14 protein-coding genes and 1 riboswitch are annotated in these 18,646 nt (G+C 45.5%); of the genes, 8 read left to right on the plus strand and 6 right to left on the minus strand.

The features are described from left to right. Nucleotides 1–118: 118 nt before the first annotated feature. Nucleotides 119–4,219, minus strand: coding sequence for a PAS domain S-box protein (locus GA520_RS18025; protein ID WP_163337809.1), 4,101 nt, complete (start codon nt 4,217–4,219; stop codon nt 119–121). Between the two features lie 398 nt (nt 4,220–4,617). After that, complete coding sequence (locus tag GA520_RS18030; RefSeq protein WP_163337810.1) at nt 4,618–4,755, minus strand: hypothetical protein; 138 nt, start codon at nt 4,753–4,755, stop codon at nt 4,618–4,620. Between the two features lie 353 nt (nt 4,756–5,108). On the opposite strand from GA520_RS18030, the gene GA520_RS18035 reads away from it, so the two are divergent. The 5 genes from GA520_RS18035 (at nt 5,109) to GA520_RS18055 (ending at nt 11,544) form a co-directional block, all read left to right on the plus strand. Continuing rightward, entirely contained in the window at nt 5,109–6,461 is a 1,353-nt protein-coding gene (locus GA520_RS18035) for an AMP-binding protein (RefSeq protein WP_163337811.1), read from the plus strand. Between the two features lie 11 nt (nt 6,462–6,472). Further along, on the plus strand, nt 6,473–8,299 hold the full coding sequence (locus GA520_RS18040) for an AMP-binding protein (protein WP_163337812.1): 1,827 nt from the start codon (nt 6,473–6,475) through the stop codon (nt 8,297–8,299). A gap of 44 nt (nt 8,300–8,343) precedes the next feature. After that, on the plus strand, nt 8,344–9,336 hold the full coding sequence (locus GA520_RS18045; RefSeq protein ID WP_304511244.1) for a hypothetical protein: 993 nt from the start codon (nt 8,344–8,346) through the stop codon (nt 9,334–9,336). Beyond that, on the plus strand, nt 9,329–10,438 hold the full coding sequence (locus GA520_RS18050) for an MBOAT family O-acyltransferase (RefSeq protein ID WP_163337814.1): 1,110 nt from the start codon (nt 9,329–9,331) through the stop codon (nt 10,436–10,438). The genes GA520_RS18045 and GA520_RS18050 overlap by 8 nt, the downstream gene beginning before the upstream one ends. 161 nt (nt 10,439–10,599) lie before the next feature. Further along, nucleotides 10,600–11,544 (plus strand): radical SAM/SPASM domain-containing protein, encoded by a 945-nt coding sequence (locus GA520_RS18055; protein WP_163337815.1) that lies wholly within the window; start codon nt 10,600–10,602, stop codon nt 11,542–11,544. Between the two features lie 460 nt (nt 11,545–12,004). On the opposite strand, the gene GA520_RS18060 is transcribed toward GA520_RS18055, so the two are convergent. Further along, nucleotides 12,005–12,640: a YceH family protein gene (locus GA520_RS18060; protein WP_163337816.1), complete on the minus strand. Its 636-nt coding sequence runs from the start codon at nt 12,638–12,640 to the stop codon at nt 12,005–12,007. A gap of 311 nt (nt 12,641–12,951) precedes the next feature. Here GA520_RS18060 and GA520_RS18065 point away from each other — a divergent pair, with 311 nt between their 5' ends. The 3 genes from GA520_RS18065 (at nt 12,952) to GA520_RS18075 (ending at nt 17,064) form a co-directional block, all read left to right on the plus strand. Beyond that, a complete protein-coding gene (locus GA520_RS18065; protein WP_163337817.1) occupies nt 12,952–13,590 on the plus strand; it encodes a response regulator transcription factor in 639 nt (212 codons plus the stop codon). A gap of 172 nt (nt 13,591–13,762) precedes the next feature. Further along, nucleotides 13,763–13,855: riboswitch (cyclic di-GMP riboswitch) on the plus strand. A 254-nt stretch (nt 13,856–14,109) separates the two neighbouring features. Further along, nucleotides 14,110–16,380 (plus strand): hypothetical protein, encoded by a 2,271-nt coding sequence (locus tag GA520_RS18070; protein ID WP_163337818.1) that lies wholly within the window; start codon nt 14,110–14,112, stop codon nt 16,378–16,380. A gap of 84 nt (nt 16,381–16,464) precedes the next feature. Further along, the gene (locus GA520_RS18075) at nt 16,465–17,064 is read left to right on the plus strand and encodes a hypothetical protein (RefSeq protein WP_163337819.1); all 600 of its coding nucleotides are present in this window, start codon (nt 16,465–16,467) and stop codon (nt 17,062–17,064) included. A 116-nt stretch (nt 17,065–17,180) separates the two neighbouring features. Here the strand turns inward: GA520_RS18075 and GA520_RS18080 are convergent, their stop codons facing one another. From GA520_RS18080 to GA520_RS18085, 3 genes are all read right to left on the minus strand, one after another. Further along, nucleotides 17,181–17,612 carry a universal stress protein gene (locus tag GA520_RS18080; RefSeq protein WP_163337820.1) on the minus strand — a complete coding sequence of 144 codons (432 nt, stop codon included), beginning with the start codon at nt 17,610–17,612 and terminating at the stop codon, nt 17,181–17,183. A gap of 191 nt (nt 17,613–17,803) precedes the next feature. Next, on the minus strand, nt 17,804–17,968 hold the full coding sequence (locus GA520_RS27240; protein ID WP_163337821.1) for a zinc ribbon domain-containing protein: 165 nt from the start codon (nt 17,966–17,968) through the stop codon (nt 17,804–17,806). Between the two features lie 123 nt (nt 17,969–18,091). Next, complete coding sequence (locus GA520_RS18085) at nt 18,092–18,574, minus strand: BCAM0308 family protein (RefSeq protein WP_163337822.1); 483 nt, start codon at nt 18,572–18,574, stop codon at nt 18,092–18,094. Nucleotides 18,575–18,646: the final 72 nt, after the last annotated feature.

Consider the following 18,646-nt stretch of genomic DNA (forward strand, 5'->3'; position numbering starts at 1 on the left):
CCTATTGGCGACACCTATTCTCGATGAGACAATTTTCAGATGTACCCGATGTCTCCCTGCGGTCGCTTACCTATCGAAATAGATTCCGCCAGTTTTATCCTGGTAGACAGCTTCACTCTCACCTCAACTGATCAAGAACACCTTTAACCGTCTTGGCAAAAGTGTTTTTACTCACAGGTTTCGTCAGGAGCGCGCTGGCCCCGACCGCCTCAGCCTTCTCCGGTGTCATTATTTCACTATACCCTGTACACAGTATTACAGGCAGTGAAGGATTCACTTTCTTTATGGCCTTGAGCAAGAGATCTCCCGTCATCCGAGGCATTGCCATATCTGTTATCACCAGAGAGTACTTCTCCGGGGATCTTTGTATATCATCCAAGGCATCGGCAGGATCATTGAAGACTTTCACGTTATACCCATAACGCTCCAGCATTCGTTTCTGCATCGACAAAATTGATAACTCGTCATCCACCAGCAATATAGTTTCTCTCCCCTGGTAATGACTCTCGTGATCTACAGAGACACCATCGATTTCGGAAACACCAGATGCTGGAAAATAGACCTTGAACTCAGTGCCACAACCAGGACGACTCTTGACCTCAATTTCGCCATTACAGGCCTTTACGATCCCGAGCACCACGGAAAGCCCCAGTCCTGTTCCTTGATCCTTGGGTTTTGAGGAGAAATAGGGATCGAATATCTTTTCCAACATCGAATCATTCATGCCGATCCCATTGTCTCTTACTGTCAGCAGTACATAATGCCCTTTGATAAGATCGAGAGAAGGAAGTGTTTCCTCGATATCGACATCCTCCAACTCCAATTCGATTATGCCAACATGATCGGACAGTGCGTGGTACGCATTAGTCAGTAGATTCATGACAACTTGATGTATCTGTGTCGGATCTGCGATAATGTTGCTGCATTCGTTAGAAATACTCTGTTTGATTGTAATGGAGGAGGGTAAGGTCGCTTTAATGAGTTTCAGTGCTTCCCTTACTATCAGGTGAGGCTTGACAGGTATGATTCCCTCCTCATATTGGCGGCTGAAGGTGAGAATTTGTCGAATGAGCTCCTTGGCCCTGGTTGCACCGGAAATAATCTGCGCAACACTATCCTGTAAAACAGGATTTTCCCCTACATCCTCTTCAAGCATCTCAGCATAACCGAGTATAGGAACCAGGATATTGTTAAAATCATGGGCAATGCCCCCTGCAAGAGCTCCAATAGCCTCGTGTTTTTGAAGTCTGCGGAGTGTTTTTTCCATATCGTCCCGTTGGACCTCATATTCGCTCTTATGAACTGCCAGGGCAAATAACTCAGCTATGATATTGAGAACCTGCAGGTCAAACGTATCATACTCTCCCTCTCTATTGGCGACACCTAGTACCCCCACAATATTGTGACCAATACGGACGGGAACAGCCAAGAAATTTGCCAGAGATTTTTTACCGTCAAACTGAGAAGACCAGGACGGGTGCAATTTGGGCTCGTTCGTCATTAACACTTCATTGGTATTAAGGACATGCCCCCAGAGCCCCGGATATGTCCTGGTTTCGTCCAACGGAAAAACTCGATGCGTTTCTGTTCCGCTAGCCGGGAAGAGGTCATGGATGGCATCAGAAATTGGATCAATATTCCGGAATATGTTTGCGCCCCTGCTAAGGATAAAACCACTCTTGCTTGAGCTCAAGCTCATTATTGTTTCCAGTGTGAGGTTTGAGATGGTTTCAAGCTCATACGACTCATCGAGAAGCTGCTTGGACATAGCTGCGACAGTCTTGTGGAGCGACAATTCTTTTTGCAGTAAATGTTCTGTCTCACGCAGTCTTGTCACATCATTAAAAACGCAATGGGTTCTTTCAAACGTCCCATCATCCGTTTTGCTTATTTTGCCATGGAAGGAGACCAGGATCGGAGAGCCATCCTTCTTGAGCATTGTGAACTCAACTCCAAGAATCTCACCGACAGATTTAAATTTCGGGAAATTTTGTTGGAAATGCGCCTTCCATTCAGGCACAAGAAATTCACTGAAGTTTTTGCCCATAACCTCTTCACGGGTATACCCCATAACTCTCAGCCATGTCTCGTTGACCTCAAGAAAATTTCCATCCTGATCAAGGGACTGATAGCTGATGGGGGCTTCCTGGAACATACTTTTAAACTTGCTTTCACTCTCCCTGAGTTCATTAATGGCCTCTTGCTCTCTGGTTACATCACTGCTGAACACGGCCATATATGGTTGCGCATTGTCGGGTGTTACAACCGGATAGAGACGATGGAAGAAAATTATCTCACCACGTTTGTCCACGAATTCCTCAACGGTACCGGTCGCAAAAGCGTTATCGACTTTTCTTTTTCGTTCCCGAGCAATATCCTCGGGTAACAGTTCGTAGACGCACTTCCCTATCACCTCTTCATAAGAGAATCCAAGCCTTTGGGCAGTAATCTCGTTTGCCTCAAGAATCACCCCGTCTCTATCAATAAGGAAAATAGATTCACTCGCGGCGTTCAACAGGGAGAGGGTTACCTCGTGACTTCTTCTCAGCTCTTCTTCTGCTTTTTTGCGTCGGGTTATATCCAAAGCTGTCGACGGATATATCTCCCGCCCTTCCATATCACGGGCAAGCCGTGCTGACATCAGCACTTCAAAAAGACTGCCATCCTTTTTCCTGCCGGTGAATTCAATCTCACATCTACCCTCTGCCTTCAGTCGACTGACGACTTCTTGGGGAATCTGCGGATTAAGACAGTGAGACACAGACGAGGTTCCAACTATTTCTTCCGCAGAGTCATAGCCCCACATCCTGACATATGCGTCATTGACATACACAAAGGTGCCATCTTCACTCACAATATCAAAAGCGTTCAGTGAATTCTGAATTGCGGTATTAAGTAATTCAATCTCATATTCCTTTTTTCTCTGGTCAGTAATATCCGTATGTGTACCAACGACTCGTATAGGCCTGCCTCCGTTATCCCTGAGAAGACGCGCCCGTACCAGCACATCAATCCAATGCCCCTGCCGATGGCGCATCTGGCAAATATGCTTAAACGAATCAAGTTTTCCATCCCGGATATCTTTAATTTTCCTGAAAAGAGCAGTTCGTGATGTTTGTTTGATGATTCTTTGCCATGCTGTATACCGGTTTTCAATGTCTGCATCAGCATACCCGAGCATTTCCTTCCAGATCGGCGATAAATAGATACTGCCAGTACCGAGATCCCAGTCGAAAAAGCCCTCAGTCGTATTCGCCATTGCCTGCAGAAACCGATCGTCCTTCTCCTGGATAGTGGCATGAAGATGCTTTTTTTCAGTGAGGTTATCAGCATAGAGAAGGATAGTTGACGGTTCAAGGTAGGCGAGACGAAAATGTATCCAATCCACTTCTTTGGCATACCTGTTCTCATACTCCAGCTCAAACTCAAGGGCTCTCCTGTGCCTGAAACACTCGTGAAATTTATCTATCATCACGGGCATATCACGGTAAATATCAGTGAGTTTCAGGCCGATAAAACTTGCAGCGTTGCCCTCAGTCATTTTCAGTGCCGCATCATTGACTTCCCGTAAATATATCTCTTTCCCATCGACCTCCCAGACAAATGTCGGGCTCGGGTTCAAATTAAAAAACCCCCTGAAACGGCTCTCTCTTCGGCTCAGCTCCTCAATAGCCTTAACCTTTTCCGCAATATCCCATGCCAGATCTGCAAATAACACCACAATATCAACATCTTCCTGACAATACACATCTCGACGATTACCAACACCCAGCACCCCGGCAATTTTGGTACCTCTTATAATGGGGACAACCAGTTCACGCGTTATTGGTGCATGTCCCTCTGGCATTCCCTTACGATGCGGAAGCACGATAGAATTATTGTGAATTACCGGCTGGCGTTGTCGCATGCATTCGCTCCAGACCCCTGCCTCTGAAACAGGATAGTATCGATCTTTCTCATCAACAGGGCAAATGTGTGCCAACGTCTGTGTTGACCATGCCTGGAGGGATATGTTGGTTTCGGTCGCATCAATAAAGTGAAAAAAACCAATCCCGCTATCGGTTATCTCACAAATTTCATCGAGTATTTTCTGCAAAACCTTTTTGAGGGGGTGCCTTACAGCGTACTCTGCAATTTCCTGACGTGAAGATACTATTCTTTCTATGCAATCAGGGGGAAGAGACAGAAGTGTCTCCTTGTTCTTAAGTAGGTCGTTCATCGACATCTTTTCAGGGATTTCAATTAGTACATTTCAGTTAAGATCTACGTTTTGGATGAGGTACGGTAGCCACACTATCTGACTGTAGGAAAAGCATATCACATTTCCGATGGTTTCATGAAATGAAATACGAGCTTCACGATGCCCTGATGTACCTGGAACACGCTATTATCCCGGGCGTTCTCAAGCATCTTTGATATAACCCAGACAGTTATCCTGCCCCGGTAGACCTGATATCGACACACAAAAACCAACACCGAGCCGTGGTCCAGTGGACCACGGCTCGGTGTATGCCAGACGACGTGCTTTTCATTGAAAGCAGCAGACTGTTTCAACCCAGTCAGCCCCCCACCCTAACAATATGCGTATAATATTATGAGATTTGAGATAGTTACCGATTACTCAAACTGAGACTTAAAAGTTACAAAATCCTGCCGCAACTGGTGTAGTTCATTGCGCAGTTCATCTACCTGCTGTTCCAGCTCACTGAGACGTTCAAACCTGGTTGAAATTCCCGGTTGCTGCTCAGTTTCCACAGGTGTTTCCTGCGGTATGCCTGCAAAAAGATGTGCATACCGGTGCCGCTTGGCAGCACTGCCGCGATAACAGGAATTCAAAAGTCAATTGGCAGTTTACGACAGATGATGCCAGAATAAAACTGGCTCAACTGTATGTGTCAATCGACACTTGACATTACACCAGGTAGTGATATCCGCATAAACTTCTCGCCTTTTCTATGAACCTGCAGGGTAGATAACAGAATTGTATTGCATAGACCGAAAGTACTCGTTAATTTGCCAGGATTCTCACCAACAATCAAAGATTTTCAATCCATCACATCCTCCTACAGGGCTTCCACAAACTGAAACTTCCTGCTCGTAACCCATCGATGAGATATACAGCTGACATTTTACTCCACCCAAAAGGGTTAACAGAACTCGAGAAGATACTTATTCACCGATTGCACCAAGAAAAACATCGTGGAACACTCCTATTACAAGGCCTTTCTGCGCACATGACGATATCTTTTTTTAGAGCAGCACTGGTATGTGGTTGGCGCATAGCAATTCTCAAGGAGGAAACTCCCCTTGGGCAACAGAAAGCTGTTGCTAAAAAGCTTGGTTTATATTTGCTGGTTACCCCCTTTGAAGTAAATGGCTATATTAGTGTTAACAACCCAATCAGCGCTTCACCTAATGTTTTACCTGATTTAGAGGCATGTTCGGCAAACCCTCCTTATCAATGGCACGAGGATGAATGTGCCGTGATTCTGTTCACCTCAGGTTCAACAGGCTCTCCAAAAGGAGTTTGTCACTCTTTAGGAAACATTGTTCGTTCAGCTGAACTATTTATTAAGCATTTCAGGCTTGAACCAGGCAGCATCATTCTTTGTCTGGCCCCAATACACTCCATGTCCGGCCTACGTTGCCTTTTAATTCCTTGTATTTCACAGATCAGTGTTGAGACTCCCAGCGATAGCAATTTTCTGCGATTAATTGGACATATTGAAAAAACAAATCCTGATTATATTCTTTGTGGTCCTGTTCTCATAAAACAGCTTGCAGCATATGGAAAAAGGATCTTGAACTATTTGACTTCGATAAAAGCTATTTTCTGCACGGGGGCTGATCTTGATGAAAATGATAGGGATATGGTGCAGAATATTTTCCGACTACCTATACTTAACTACTACGGATTAACTGAAACATCAGGAATCGTTCTGGCTGAAACTCCTGAGAAACAAAATTCTGGATGTTTGCCGCCCCCTTGCGAAGAGGTTAAGGTAGATACTCTGGCCTGTAGAACTGGCAATGATCTTCATCATTTGATTATCGGTTCACCCAATATCTTTCTCGGCTACCTCGGTGAAACACTACAGCGAAAGTCATTTTTTGATACAGGAGACATTGTCTCTTTAACAACCAACAATCGCTTGATCCTGCAAGGCAGGTCTTCCGGCGGCGTTAAGGCCCCTAGTACAGAATTGATATATCCATTCTTACTGGAAAGATGGTTGAAATCGGAATTCAATGCCCTCGATTTTGTGGTTACTGCCATAACAGTTCCCGGAGGATATGGCCTCAAAGTAGCAGTTCAGTCACCTTACGCACTCAACACAGATGAACTCAACGGAAAGGTCAATGAGTATTTCGGACCTGATTACATACCCCATGAATGGGAATATTCCGAGATTGATCGAAGCCCTTTGGGAAAACTACTTACATGTAAAAAACAGTCATAAACAATTATAAAATGCAATCGACCTATCCTGAAAATTCCGCCCAACTCTATCGACAATTATCCGAGAAAGCCAGTACCAAGGCTGTATTCGCAGATTTTCACACTCGAAAGATCAGTTACTCGGAACTTTACATTTCAATACAAAATCTTACTGGTTTTTTTCGTCATCGTGAAATGTTCCCAGGTGACAGGGTTGTAATTATTAGCTCCAACGATATACAAACCACAATACTTTTCCTCGCAGCTTTATTTGATGATCTAGTCCCTATAGTTTTATCAGCCGATACCCGATCGCATCGAGCACAGTCAATCATTGCCAAGGTTGCTCCAAAACTCATCTTTACTGATTCTGCATTCGAAAATGAATGGCTCTGGCTTAATAGCTTTTCAACCACTTTTCTCTCTGCACCGGAAGAACCTGGCGTTCTAGGCTCACTGCTTAAGTTTCGCAAAAATCATGACCCGTTTTTTTCATCTATCCTTGAGGACATTCCCCCCATACAACCACGTTGCAGTGCCCAGTTTGCAGATACAGCTTATATAATTTTTTCTTCGGGGACGACCTCCCTTCCAAAAGGTATCGTTACGACCCATGAGAACCTCTTCTCTCATTTAACAACAATTGCTCGAACGTTCTCATATTCTTCACAAAGCAAGATATTTAATAACCTTTCACTGGCCCATGCGGATGGTCTGATTCAGGGGCCTGTTCTTGCCCTTTACTCTGGTGCGGAGCTCTACCGACCAGAGTCATTCACAATGCAAAATCTCGATTCCTTGTTAAACCAGGTGTACAGCAAAAAAGTAACGCACCTTATAGTCGTTCCAACCATCTTAGCTTTTATGGACCGTTTTCTGACCGCTGACGATTACTTTGAAGATGATAGTTTTTTATCACTGATATCAGTTGCAGGAAAACTGGACAAAATTCTCTGGCAAAACCTTCAAACCCGGTTCAACGTCAGAATCTGCAACATGTATGGTCTTTCAGAAACGGTATCAGGTGGGCTGTTCTGTGGTCCCGCTGATGAAACCTTCGCCATTGGCACCGTTGGTAAGCCTATTGATGTCGAAGCCCGCATTATCGACCAGGAAGGGAATGAATGTCCTACTATGGTGGAAGGAGAATTAGTGTTGCGGGGTCCCAGTGTTTTTCCTGGGTACCTTGACAATCATGAAGCCAATACCAAAGTTTTTTCCGGAAAATGGCTACATACCGGCGATATCGCAACAAAAGACAAGGATGGTTTTTTCACCATTGTTGGTCGGAAAAAAGCAGTAATCATCAGTGGCGGTTTCAATATACACCCGGATGAAGTATCTGAAGTTCTCACAATCCACCCAAAGGTTGAAGAGGCTGCAACAGCAGGAATCCCCGATCAGGATTGGGGAGAGATTGTAATAAGTGCCATAACCTCATCAACCCTTCTTGATGAAGAGGAAATAATATCTCACTGCAGAGCCCACCTGGAATCACATAAGATACCGAAAAGAGTTGTTCAACTTCCGGGCATGCCAAGGGGGTTGTCGGGAAAAATCAAAATGCTGGAATTGCAGAATATGATTCTGGCAGCCATCAAAACAGGCGATGTCGTATCTGAGAAACTCATTACATTAGACGATATATATGCTGTGGCGTCAAAAGTTTTCAAGGTTCCAACCAGTGAACTATCCGCAGACGTTTTTGCCAAGGACATACCAGGCTGGGACTCCCTTGGGCACTTGAATCTCATTACAGCTGCTGAGCAACAATTCTCGGTTCAATACAGTGTTGAAGAAATGATGAGCATTGACTCCTTGCGCAAATTATTCCAACTGACCTGTGAGAAAACGAAGTAATGGGACAACCAGCAGCTAGAGTTCCAATTACAATTTGGTTTTGTGTGGTACTACTCCTCGCCTTACTGCTATTGATAACGAACCGCTACTATGTCCACAGTTATAAAAATGAATTAGCACGACGAGAGCTGGCAAAGCAGCAACAGCTCAAACAAACAAAACAAAAGGCAACCTTTTCCTTCCTGACGGAACGGCTGGAAAGCCTGAAGGAAAATAGTGTGGTTGTAGTTGGATCCTCACTCGTCAGGTGTGGCTTACCTTTCGACCATGATTTGAATACTCTTGCCATGCAATGGGGAATGGATATTGACTTTGTTAGGTTTACAAAACCCGGCAATGACCCGCTAGCATTTCAGCCACTCTTGGACTGCATTCTCACAAAATCTCCTCGCTGGGTATTTCTGCAAGCAGAACCTTTTTTCCTCTCATATGCATGTACCGACATCAAACAATCCTCAAAACCTATCGACACCATTTCGAATGATCAGGTACTGGGGCGATTTATCCACAAAACCCACCATACCGTACAGATTATGCTGAATATAATAGAGCATAACCTATCTTTGTTGATCAGTGGCAATAAAACATTTGCAACTTCTGATGCCACGAAACCTGGTGATCCTGACACCACATCTCTTAAAAGACAGAACGATTCCGAAATCACACCTTTATTAGAAAAGCAGGCGGATCCCGAGGCCATACTCAATGAACAGTGCACGTTCAAAACGTCCCCTCCCATCTTTCCTGAATACGTGGAAACATTTCTCGCCCGAGCAAAAACACGAGACATCAAGGTGATTCTACTGGAAATGAACCGATCACGAGAAGGAAATATGGTTCTTGGTACAGAGGGAAGACAACAACTGACAGCAACCCTGGAGCAGGTATCTGAGCGATATAAAATTCCATTCTGGAAATTTCAAGATTCACTGCCAGCACAATACTATGGTGATCGAGCTCATCTCAATAATGCAGGACGCAAAGTATTCACAAAGTGGTTTTTGGAAAACCTGCGCCAAGAATACAATAATGAATGATTTCAGTATAATAATTTTTCTCTGGTTATGCGGAACCACCGTCATTGCCTTGCTTACACATCGGAAATTCCAGATCGATGTAGTTACCTTCGCGACCCTAGGATTCCTGTTTGTTTATTCACCTGTCTCCCTGTTGTTGATGTTCCTCACAGTCCTTGCTAATTTTCAAGTATCACGCCTATCCGGAAAGACCCGCACCACCGGAATATGGACGACTGTAATAATTGTCTCCTTGATGTTCCTTTTATACAGAGGGGTTCAACCAGTGGCCAGGGTGATAGGATTTGAATTTCCAGTGTTAATGGGCTTGGCGTACTTTTTTTGTCGCCAGATCCATCAACTTGTAGAGGCATTAAAAATGCCTGCCCAGCAAATCCCCTTAAGACACTATTTAAATTACAATTTTTTTCTACCAGTAATGCTCGCCGGTCCCATCCATCGTGCTCCTCATTTTTTTCGTCAGTGTGAGAGACGACGCTATGACCCTCGTAACATAACCGGCGGCCTGGAGCGTATTCTTTATGGTTATGCTAAAATAATTCTAGGAAACTATTTGATTAATTATAAATTTGCCGATCTGCTGGAACTATTTATTCTATCAGAAAACACAACTTTATTAATTGAATCGGTTACCGGCTGGGCTCATCTCTATTGTCAATTTAGCGGGTATACCGATATAGCACTTGGATTTGCTTTACTTCTGGGAATTCGGCTTGAAGAAAATTTTAACAATCCGTTGGCTGCAACAACGCTTATAGATTTCTGGCAACGCTGGCACATGACTCTTTCAAGCTGGTGCCGAGATTATGTGTTCAGCCCCATCCAGGCATTGACACGAAACCAGTTTGTTGCCGTCCTTGCAGCAATGATAGTTATGGGGTTATGGCATGAAGTTTCTTTTTATTACCTCATCTGGGGGATTTATCATGCAGTAGGCATTGCTTTATGTCGTTTGTACCAACGTTCAAACGATCCATTCCATTTAGAAGGTTTACCTTCTCATCTCCGTCATGGAATAACCCGGGCTGCAACCTTTGCATGGCTCATGGGCAGCATGCCGGTCATTACTGCATTTTTAACACTTATTCGACAACAACGTTAATGAGTAAAACATATTACTATTTACTGAAGCTCTTTCCGAAAACGGTTGCCAATATATTACTTACCAGCTGGTATCTGTTTTTAATTCTCTCATGTATATATTGCATCATGTTGCCAGCAGAAGAGATAATTTACTGGGATAAACCTTAGGAAAACAATCATATGGATTTTTTACAATGGGCCAAATCACGGACACTGCCAAGTGCTCTTCAAACACGTGAAGGCTGGGTGAGTTTTTTCGAACATTACAGAACAGGCGAGCCCCATATTCATCAAATAGAACCCACGAACCATTGCCCCTACACCTGTATCATGTGCCCAAGACATACGCGTATGAACAGGAAAAAGGGCTTTATGGACTTTGCAGTATTTCAAAAAATTATTGATGAAATTTCAACATATTCGGATGATGTCAAAAACAAAGAGATAGAACTTTTTCACTTCGGCGAATCTCTACTGCACCCTGAGATTGCAAAAATGGTATCCTATACCAGTGAGCATAATCTGAAAGCTACCCTTTCAATCAACCCCTGTGATCTCACACAGCCCCTGATTGATACATTGGTAATGAGCAACCCATACCAAATCATAATCTCAATTGACAGTATGGATCCGGATAAATACCGAATATTGAGAGGTGCACACGCTAATTTGGACAAAGCGGTAATCAATACAAGCGCACTTCTTCGATCATTCCAGGATGCAAAAAGCAATACCCGTTTAACTGTCAGAATGATCGTCATGCACAACAATAAGGATGAAAAGGACTCTTATACCTCTTTTTGGCGATCGCAAGGGGCCGAGGTTGAGTTGCGTGATTTTTTCCCATGGAATGACCGCAGTCTTCAGGAACTCGGGAACATTGAAAAATATCCACACTCAATGCCTTGCCCTTTTCCTTGGCAATATTTAGTTGTGCAGTGGAATGGTGATGTCGTTGCTTGTTGCCGTGACTACAATGGCCAGCTCATCCTTGGTAATGTAAGAAAACAGAGCCTCATTGAAATATGGAATGGCCAACGTTGTACAGATCTTCGGAACGCAATTGGCTCAGGAACTGGTTTAAAACAGATGTGCCAAGAATGTCATAGTCTGTATAATTCATAAGGGAAAATCTCATAACATTCAGTCCGAGAAAACATATTTCATGTATCTCTTTCCAAGCATCGTTAACTTGTGACCAAAAGTTGGCAATAGAATCCTTTTTTACCGTCAGGTTATAGCGAAAAACAAAATTATCTTCAAACTCTCCATCGCTGAACAGCCAGGTTTCCACACTCACCTCATTGGGTTCCCGGAAATGATAATATGGAGGTATGTGTTGACAGTAAAAGTCAGACACAGGGTGAACGTATTCTGTCGTTGTAGAATATACTCAACTCAATTGCTGGCGTTTTGCGACGGGTGTCCTGAAAGCGAAGATATTTCTTTCGGAACTATTCGCTCTTCAGAGATAATAAGCACTGAACCTGTTATTTTGGCGTGATAAAATGCACCATAAAAGTTTTATGCTGAATACATGAAAAAATATCACCCATGCGGTTACAATAGGTGAACGATGGAAATACTACTCAAACTGGGACTTAAAAGTTACAAAATCCTGCCGCAACTGGTGTAGTTCATTGCGCAGTTCATCTACCTGCTGTTCCAGCTCACTGAGACGTTCAAACCTGGTTGAAATTCCCGGTTGCTGCTCAGTTTCCACAGGTGTTTCCTGCGGTATGCCTGCAAAAAGATGTGCATACCGGTGCTCTTTTCGCCCCGGTTGCCGTGGTAACTTCATGACCAGTCCCAACTCCTCCAGATTTGTCAGGGAGTCCTGAACCTGTTCAATACCGGAGAAAGCAAAGAGGCGTTCGGTCCGACCACGAATCTCGCCAATTGTTTGCGGGCCGCGTACCAAAAGAATACAGATAATCGCCTGCTCGGCAGCAAGCAGGTTCAACCCTTGTGAAAAAATCTGCTCATATTTGGGGACACGACTGAGGTTGCTCTCCCTGACCAGCTTCTGCTCCCTTAATCCATCCAGGCCTGAAAGAACAGTTTCTTCATCGTATGAGACCACTGGATTCCGGTTGGATTTCTGGTTGCAGGCGTTGATCAAGGCATTGAGGGAGAGGGGATAATAGTCAGGTGTTGCCATCTCTTTTTCGATCAGGCAGCCAAGAATCCGTATCTCTGTTTCAGTAAGCAAAATTTCCATATTCGCACCCTTCCTACATGTAGTTATATCTCAATTTTTGAAAACTCAGGCAATACATTTAATACGATATCAACGAATAGAAGATTTATATCATATAGATATGGTTTTGTCGCCACAGTCGGGGGAAAATAAAAAACCTCATAAAAAACAGGTGCATTGGGCCATGCTCCCCCTTATCCTCCTTGTGCATATTTTCACATTTTCAACATGTTATATCCTGTTTGACTTCACAGACATCTCTATGCCACAATGAATTCTACAATGTGCAGGATTAACCGATATCGCCGAAGAGCTTCTAGACACATGAGAATATGATGACATCAATAATTATTGTGGATGACCACCCTGTAATAAGCCGTGGTTTAAAAGGAATACTCGAAAAAGACACCTCTTTTGAAATCGTCGGAGAGGCGGCGGATTCGAAATCCGCCCTCAGTTTTGTGGAAAAAACACAGCCTCATATTGTTATTCTCGATATTACCCTGCAGAAAGCCGATGGCATAAGCCTCATTGCAAGAATCAAGGAAATCAGCCCAGGTACGGAGATCATCATGTACACCATGCACAACGCTAAAGAGTATGTCTACCGGGCATTTCAATTGGGTGCTTTAGGATATGTGCTCAAAGGGGATACCATTGAGGAAATCAGAAAGGCGGTCAATACCGTTGTGCAGAAACGCCCCTACTTCAGCTCCGGTCTGCCTGGCTCAATCGCCCACGAACTTCTGTCGGGAAAGAGCAGAAGCGCCGATGCACTATCCGACCTGACGCCCAGGGAATACGAAGTGGCCTCCTGCATCGCCCGCGGCATGACCCCGGACCAGGTGGCGGCAGCACTTTTTATCAGCCCCAAAACCGTCCGCGTCCACCGGACCAACCTGATGCACAAACTCTCCTGTAACGGTGTCCAGGCACTGCTTCTCCAACTGCACAAGTATTTTCCTTCTTGACTTTTAGGTGCGATACACTCCTGCGCCTAGTCAATATGACTAGAGCAAAATAGTCGCCCTACCTATTGTTTCCCTTGCCCTCCTATCGTACCCTGATAATACATAGTAGTACTCCCCAGATTTATTGGCAGGGGAATCCAGACACAGTTAACCGTACAGTCCACATTATACGGCTTGATAAAGGCAAGCCTTCCGAAAGGGAGGTCACGCAAAGCCACCGGCCTACGTTCCCGGAAAACGGGAATAGGGTAGCGGGGTTGCCTGGCTGAAAAAGTATCTCCGGTACTTGATCAACCACACCAGCTTCAGGTCAAGAACCCGGATACATTGAATAACAGGTTGTTATTCAATGTATCCTGACAGGAGGTACCACCATGCACTACATCTGAAACCCGACCGGGTTATCCCCCAAAGCAACCATTTTCCACCCTCACGCCAGACGTGAGGCCCATGTTTAAAATATATTGTACATCCTGTGCCACCCCTCGTGGTTAGTGATGTACCATATGGAGAATTCAGATGCATACACTGGATATATTCACATTTCGAAAGGCGCTGCTCACCGCCTCCATCGTGAGTCTCGGCTTCATAACCCAACCGATCCCGATTAACGCCGAAAACCTCGTCGAGATCCTCCCTGACGAAACTGTGGACGGCAGCGTCCAACTCACCCCCGGCTATATTGCCGGCACTGTCGATATCGGCGGCCAGAATATCAGCAGGATCGATCTTTCAGCTACCAGCGGGGAATACTTAGCAAAACTCTATCCCACCGCGGAAGGCCCCTACAAGATCACAGTCAACGTCCCTCAGGGCTCAAGTCTTGATTACAAGATCTCCGGCATAACCTGGATGGACAACTACCAGACCAGGATGTTTTTCCAGGATAAAGCGGTTCGTGTCGCAGAAGGAGGAACGTCTCAGCTCGATTACATTATTGATTCCGGTTACGTGACGGGCCAGTTTCTCACCGACGGCTGCTCCATTACCCGCAGTGAACTCTGGGCAGTCCGCAATGACCAGGGAGGTTTCAGTAAAGCAACCACCAAGCTGGGCGCCGCGAATTATTTCCGTTTCCCGGTCCAACCAAACAGTAACATCAAGGTCTACGGCCAGGTTCAGCTCTCAACGGGTAAAACAGTCAACCTTACGGAAAAATACATCGACATTCTGCCGGGCCAGGATGGAGTGATCAATTGGAATTTCACTTGTGTACCTGGCGACCTGAGTGCTATTAACCAACAGATCGACTACCACATGGATGTCGATTATCACTACTCCTATCTCTACAACCAAGGAGCCGGTTCCCCTTACCAGATCCGGCAGCACCAGGGATCGGTGCTGTTTGACAATCTCGCGCCCGATACCTGGCGCCTATACACCACCACCTACTGGAACGACAGGCAGAACCTGATCACCAAGAACTTTACAAATATCGAGACTTTTGCCGGCCAGACCACTGACGTCATCTTTGATGAATACCCCGGTTTTTTCACAGGCAAACTCTCACTGACAGGAACTCATAGCATCGAGGACACCTCCTACGCTCACATCTATGCCTACGGCCAGAACGCTCTCTTCCCTTCTTACCAGACAACCTCCAGGGCACTTGCCGATAATTTGGACGGATCATACAGGCTGGCCCTGCCCTACGGTGAATACCGTCAGTACGTAACGGCTTTCGCCTTCTTCAATCCGGAGCAAGGGGTCGACTACCAGAACTCGTACATGTACATGTACGACTACTCCAAAATTAATGAGACTTTTTTTATCAGCAGCGACCAGGTCATTCCGGATAACGACATCGGGTATGAGACCGGCGCAGCCATCATCAAGTTCAGCCGGGCGGACGGCGGTGAGTTTACTTCCCCCTACATCATCGCACGCAGCTACAGTTATAATGAAGATAACACCACAAAATCCTTTGCCTACGTCCACTCTCGAGGCTATGCGACGGCAGACCGGGTGACCATGATCGGATTCCCCGGCACCTATGAGGTGGAAGCCTGGGCCGATGTCGACGGCTCCCTCACCACTTTCGGGAAAGTAGAGGTAGAGATCGTTTCAGGTGTTGAGAAGATAATTGATATCGGCGGCCCTGTCGTTGATGTAACAAACCCTGCTGCCGGTGCTATTTTCACCGAAGAAACCATCCTGGTAACCGGAACTGCCACCGACGAATCGGGTGTAGCCGCCATCACCGTCAACGGTATGGAAGTTGAGTTCAGTTCCACCAACAACCCCGAGGACGTAAACGAGGTAAGCTTCACTGTAGAAATCCAGCTGGTTGAAGGGGAAAACACCATTATCACCACAGCAACGGATATCTCAGCCAATGAATCGACGGACAACCGTACGGTCAGCTACGAAATACCCGAACCAGTCCAGACCCAGTCGGGCGGCCTGCTCGACATCAAACCCGGTTCCTGCAAGAACCCGTTCAACGTAGTTTCAAAAGGTGTATTGCCGGTTGTCCTGCTCGGCTCCTCCGGCCTGGATATCAACACGATCGACCCGGCCACCATCACACTGCAGGGTGTTGCCCCCCTGAGATATGACATTAACGATGTCGCGGCACCCGATGTTGCGGACAACTGCGAAACCGATCACGAAGACGGTTATGACGACCTGGTACTCAAGTTCGATTCCAAGACCATGGTCGATATGATCAGCAACGTCAGCCACGACGCATTGGTCACCTTGAGCTTCAGTGCATTTACCTATGACGGGAATGAGATTGTGGCCGAAGACCATGTAACGATTATCAAGAAAGGAAAAGGAAAGAAATAGTTTCCCATAATCCCCCTGCCGGTCAAGGCTGTGGCTGCACCGCACCTTGACCGGTATTCCGTTCCGGTTTAAAAGGAGATCCCCATGCCCCTCCAGTTATCCACCAGAATCCACGCTCTGTTCTTTGGCCTGCTCACCCTTTTTGTTATCACAACACATTCAATGGCAAGCGGGATGTCCCTTACAATCAAAGAAGGCACAATGACCCTGCAAAGCAATAAGGCACCGCTGAGCAGCATCCTGGACCAGGTTCGTAAACTCGCAGGTATCGAAATAAAGTCATTCACCCCGCTTGAAGAAGAGATCGACGCAGATTTCAACCGGGTCCCGATTGGCGATGGTCTCACCCTTCTCATGAGGAATTACAACTATTCCCTCGGATTCGACGATCCTGGTAACGAAAACAGCAGGATCACCAACCTTTTCATACTCTCCAGGACAGGCACAGCCCAGAGCACTATTGTCTGGCGGGCAGAAGAAGCAAGCAGCCCGGTAAATACCAATGTCCGCACTAATCGCTACCTTCAGCACCCGCTCCTGCCTGGCCATGTGAAAGGAATACCGGAGGATAGCGATCCATTACTCTCCCAGACAGCGATCGATCCACTTGCAAGGCTTGAACTGCCCGCACAGGAAATCACTGTTGCCAATGACCAGTACCAGCAGTTCTTTCCGGTCAAGTAATTGTCTTCGACCTCGTCCATTAGCAACCCGGACAGCCGGCAGAAAGAACACAATATGCAAGTCTGCCGGCTGGTCAGCAGGCAATCAACACGACCATACTGTCAATTGACAGCCGGCTACGGAACAACCAGAACCGGACAATAAATCGTATTAAGTACCTTATGTGTCACACTGCCCAGAAACAGGCCGGCAATATCCGAATGACCGTGCGAGCCCATAATAATCAGATCAAAGTTATGGGATTTCGACAGGTTGGTCAATACAGACCCCGGTGACCCATTGATAGTCTCAAGTTTATAGTCGACGTCCTGATTTTCGAAAATACCCTCGGCTCTCTTCAGTATGACCCCTGCCTCCTGTTTCCTGCTCGCTTTAATATCCTTGATCAGTGCTTCAGGTATCTCGGATACATTTGTATCCCATTCCTCATAGCAATAGATAATTGTGACGTGCGCATTATAGCGTTTGGCAATATCCAGCGCACACTTCGTAGCATTAACAGAATGCTCGGAACCATCAAAAGGAAGAAGAATTTTTTTGAATTGCATGAGAGGCCTCCATTGTCAAATGATTAAACATATGAAATATTTCATCAACATGCTACCAGCCTGGGCTATCTTAAAAATGTCACCCAAACTCCCCGACGTCCACAATTCCCTACTCCACCTTTCTGGTACTACTTTCGGTATCGTTCAATTGATACGGAAGATAATAATGAATTACGCCTAATTTCTCCGGACTAACTTTTTTTCGAGGTAATGGCCTGAAACGATGAAATTCGTCTCTTAACCTTTTTGCTCTTACACTTCGGGCAGGAAAATTTTTCTTTCTCATACTCGGAAATTTTCAAAGTGTGTGAAAAAGAATGATCACATTTGTTGCATATGAACTCGTATACAGGCATTGGCACCCTCCTCTAACAATGAACTTTTCCTCCAACGTTCTAAAAAAAGTAAAACCTTGACTGAACTTTTCCTCCAACGTTCTAAAAAAAGTAAAACCTTGACTGACCTTATCAGACCAGTTGTCAACGCTCCCACAATACCCGGATGGTCTTTTCCCCATCACCGTAGGAGAGGGAATACTCCCCTTTATATGCGCGAGATACCGCTTCCCCGATACGCCGGGCAATATGAACACCAGTCGTTGTTATCTCTGTATGACTGCCTTTATCAGTAATGTTCATTACTCTTTCCAGCGGGTGATCATTTTTTTCCTGTTTTTCCTCGTTACGGATGAGGTTGAGGACCTCCTCACGTTTTTTTTGAAAAAAGGCACCTTTAAATTCCAGATAACCTGCCGGATATCCCTGGGAAATTCGTTGGCATGCCGGGCAAAGCACCATATTTGCACTACTCGGTGGATCGTACCAGGTCCAGCGACCATCTGTGTAGACAGCCCTGCAATCCGTACACATGGTTGGCTCCGGCCATTTCTTACCCGCCCTGTATGTATCATGGCTTTTTTCCTGTACCAACCTATCACGCCGACCGTATTGACTCTTTTCCATTGTCAACCCTCCTCATATAGCCCTAACTTGCCTGCTTGTTTTACCGTCCCACTTACAACCAGTGATTTCGCA

Source organism: Desulfopila sp. IMCC35008 (genome assembly GCF_010646885.2).
GTDB lineage: Bacteria > Desulfobacterota > Desulfobulbia > Desulfobulbales > Desulfocapsaceae > Desulfopila.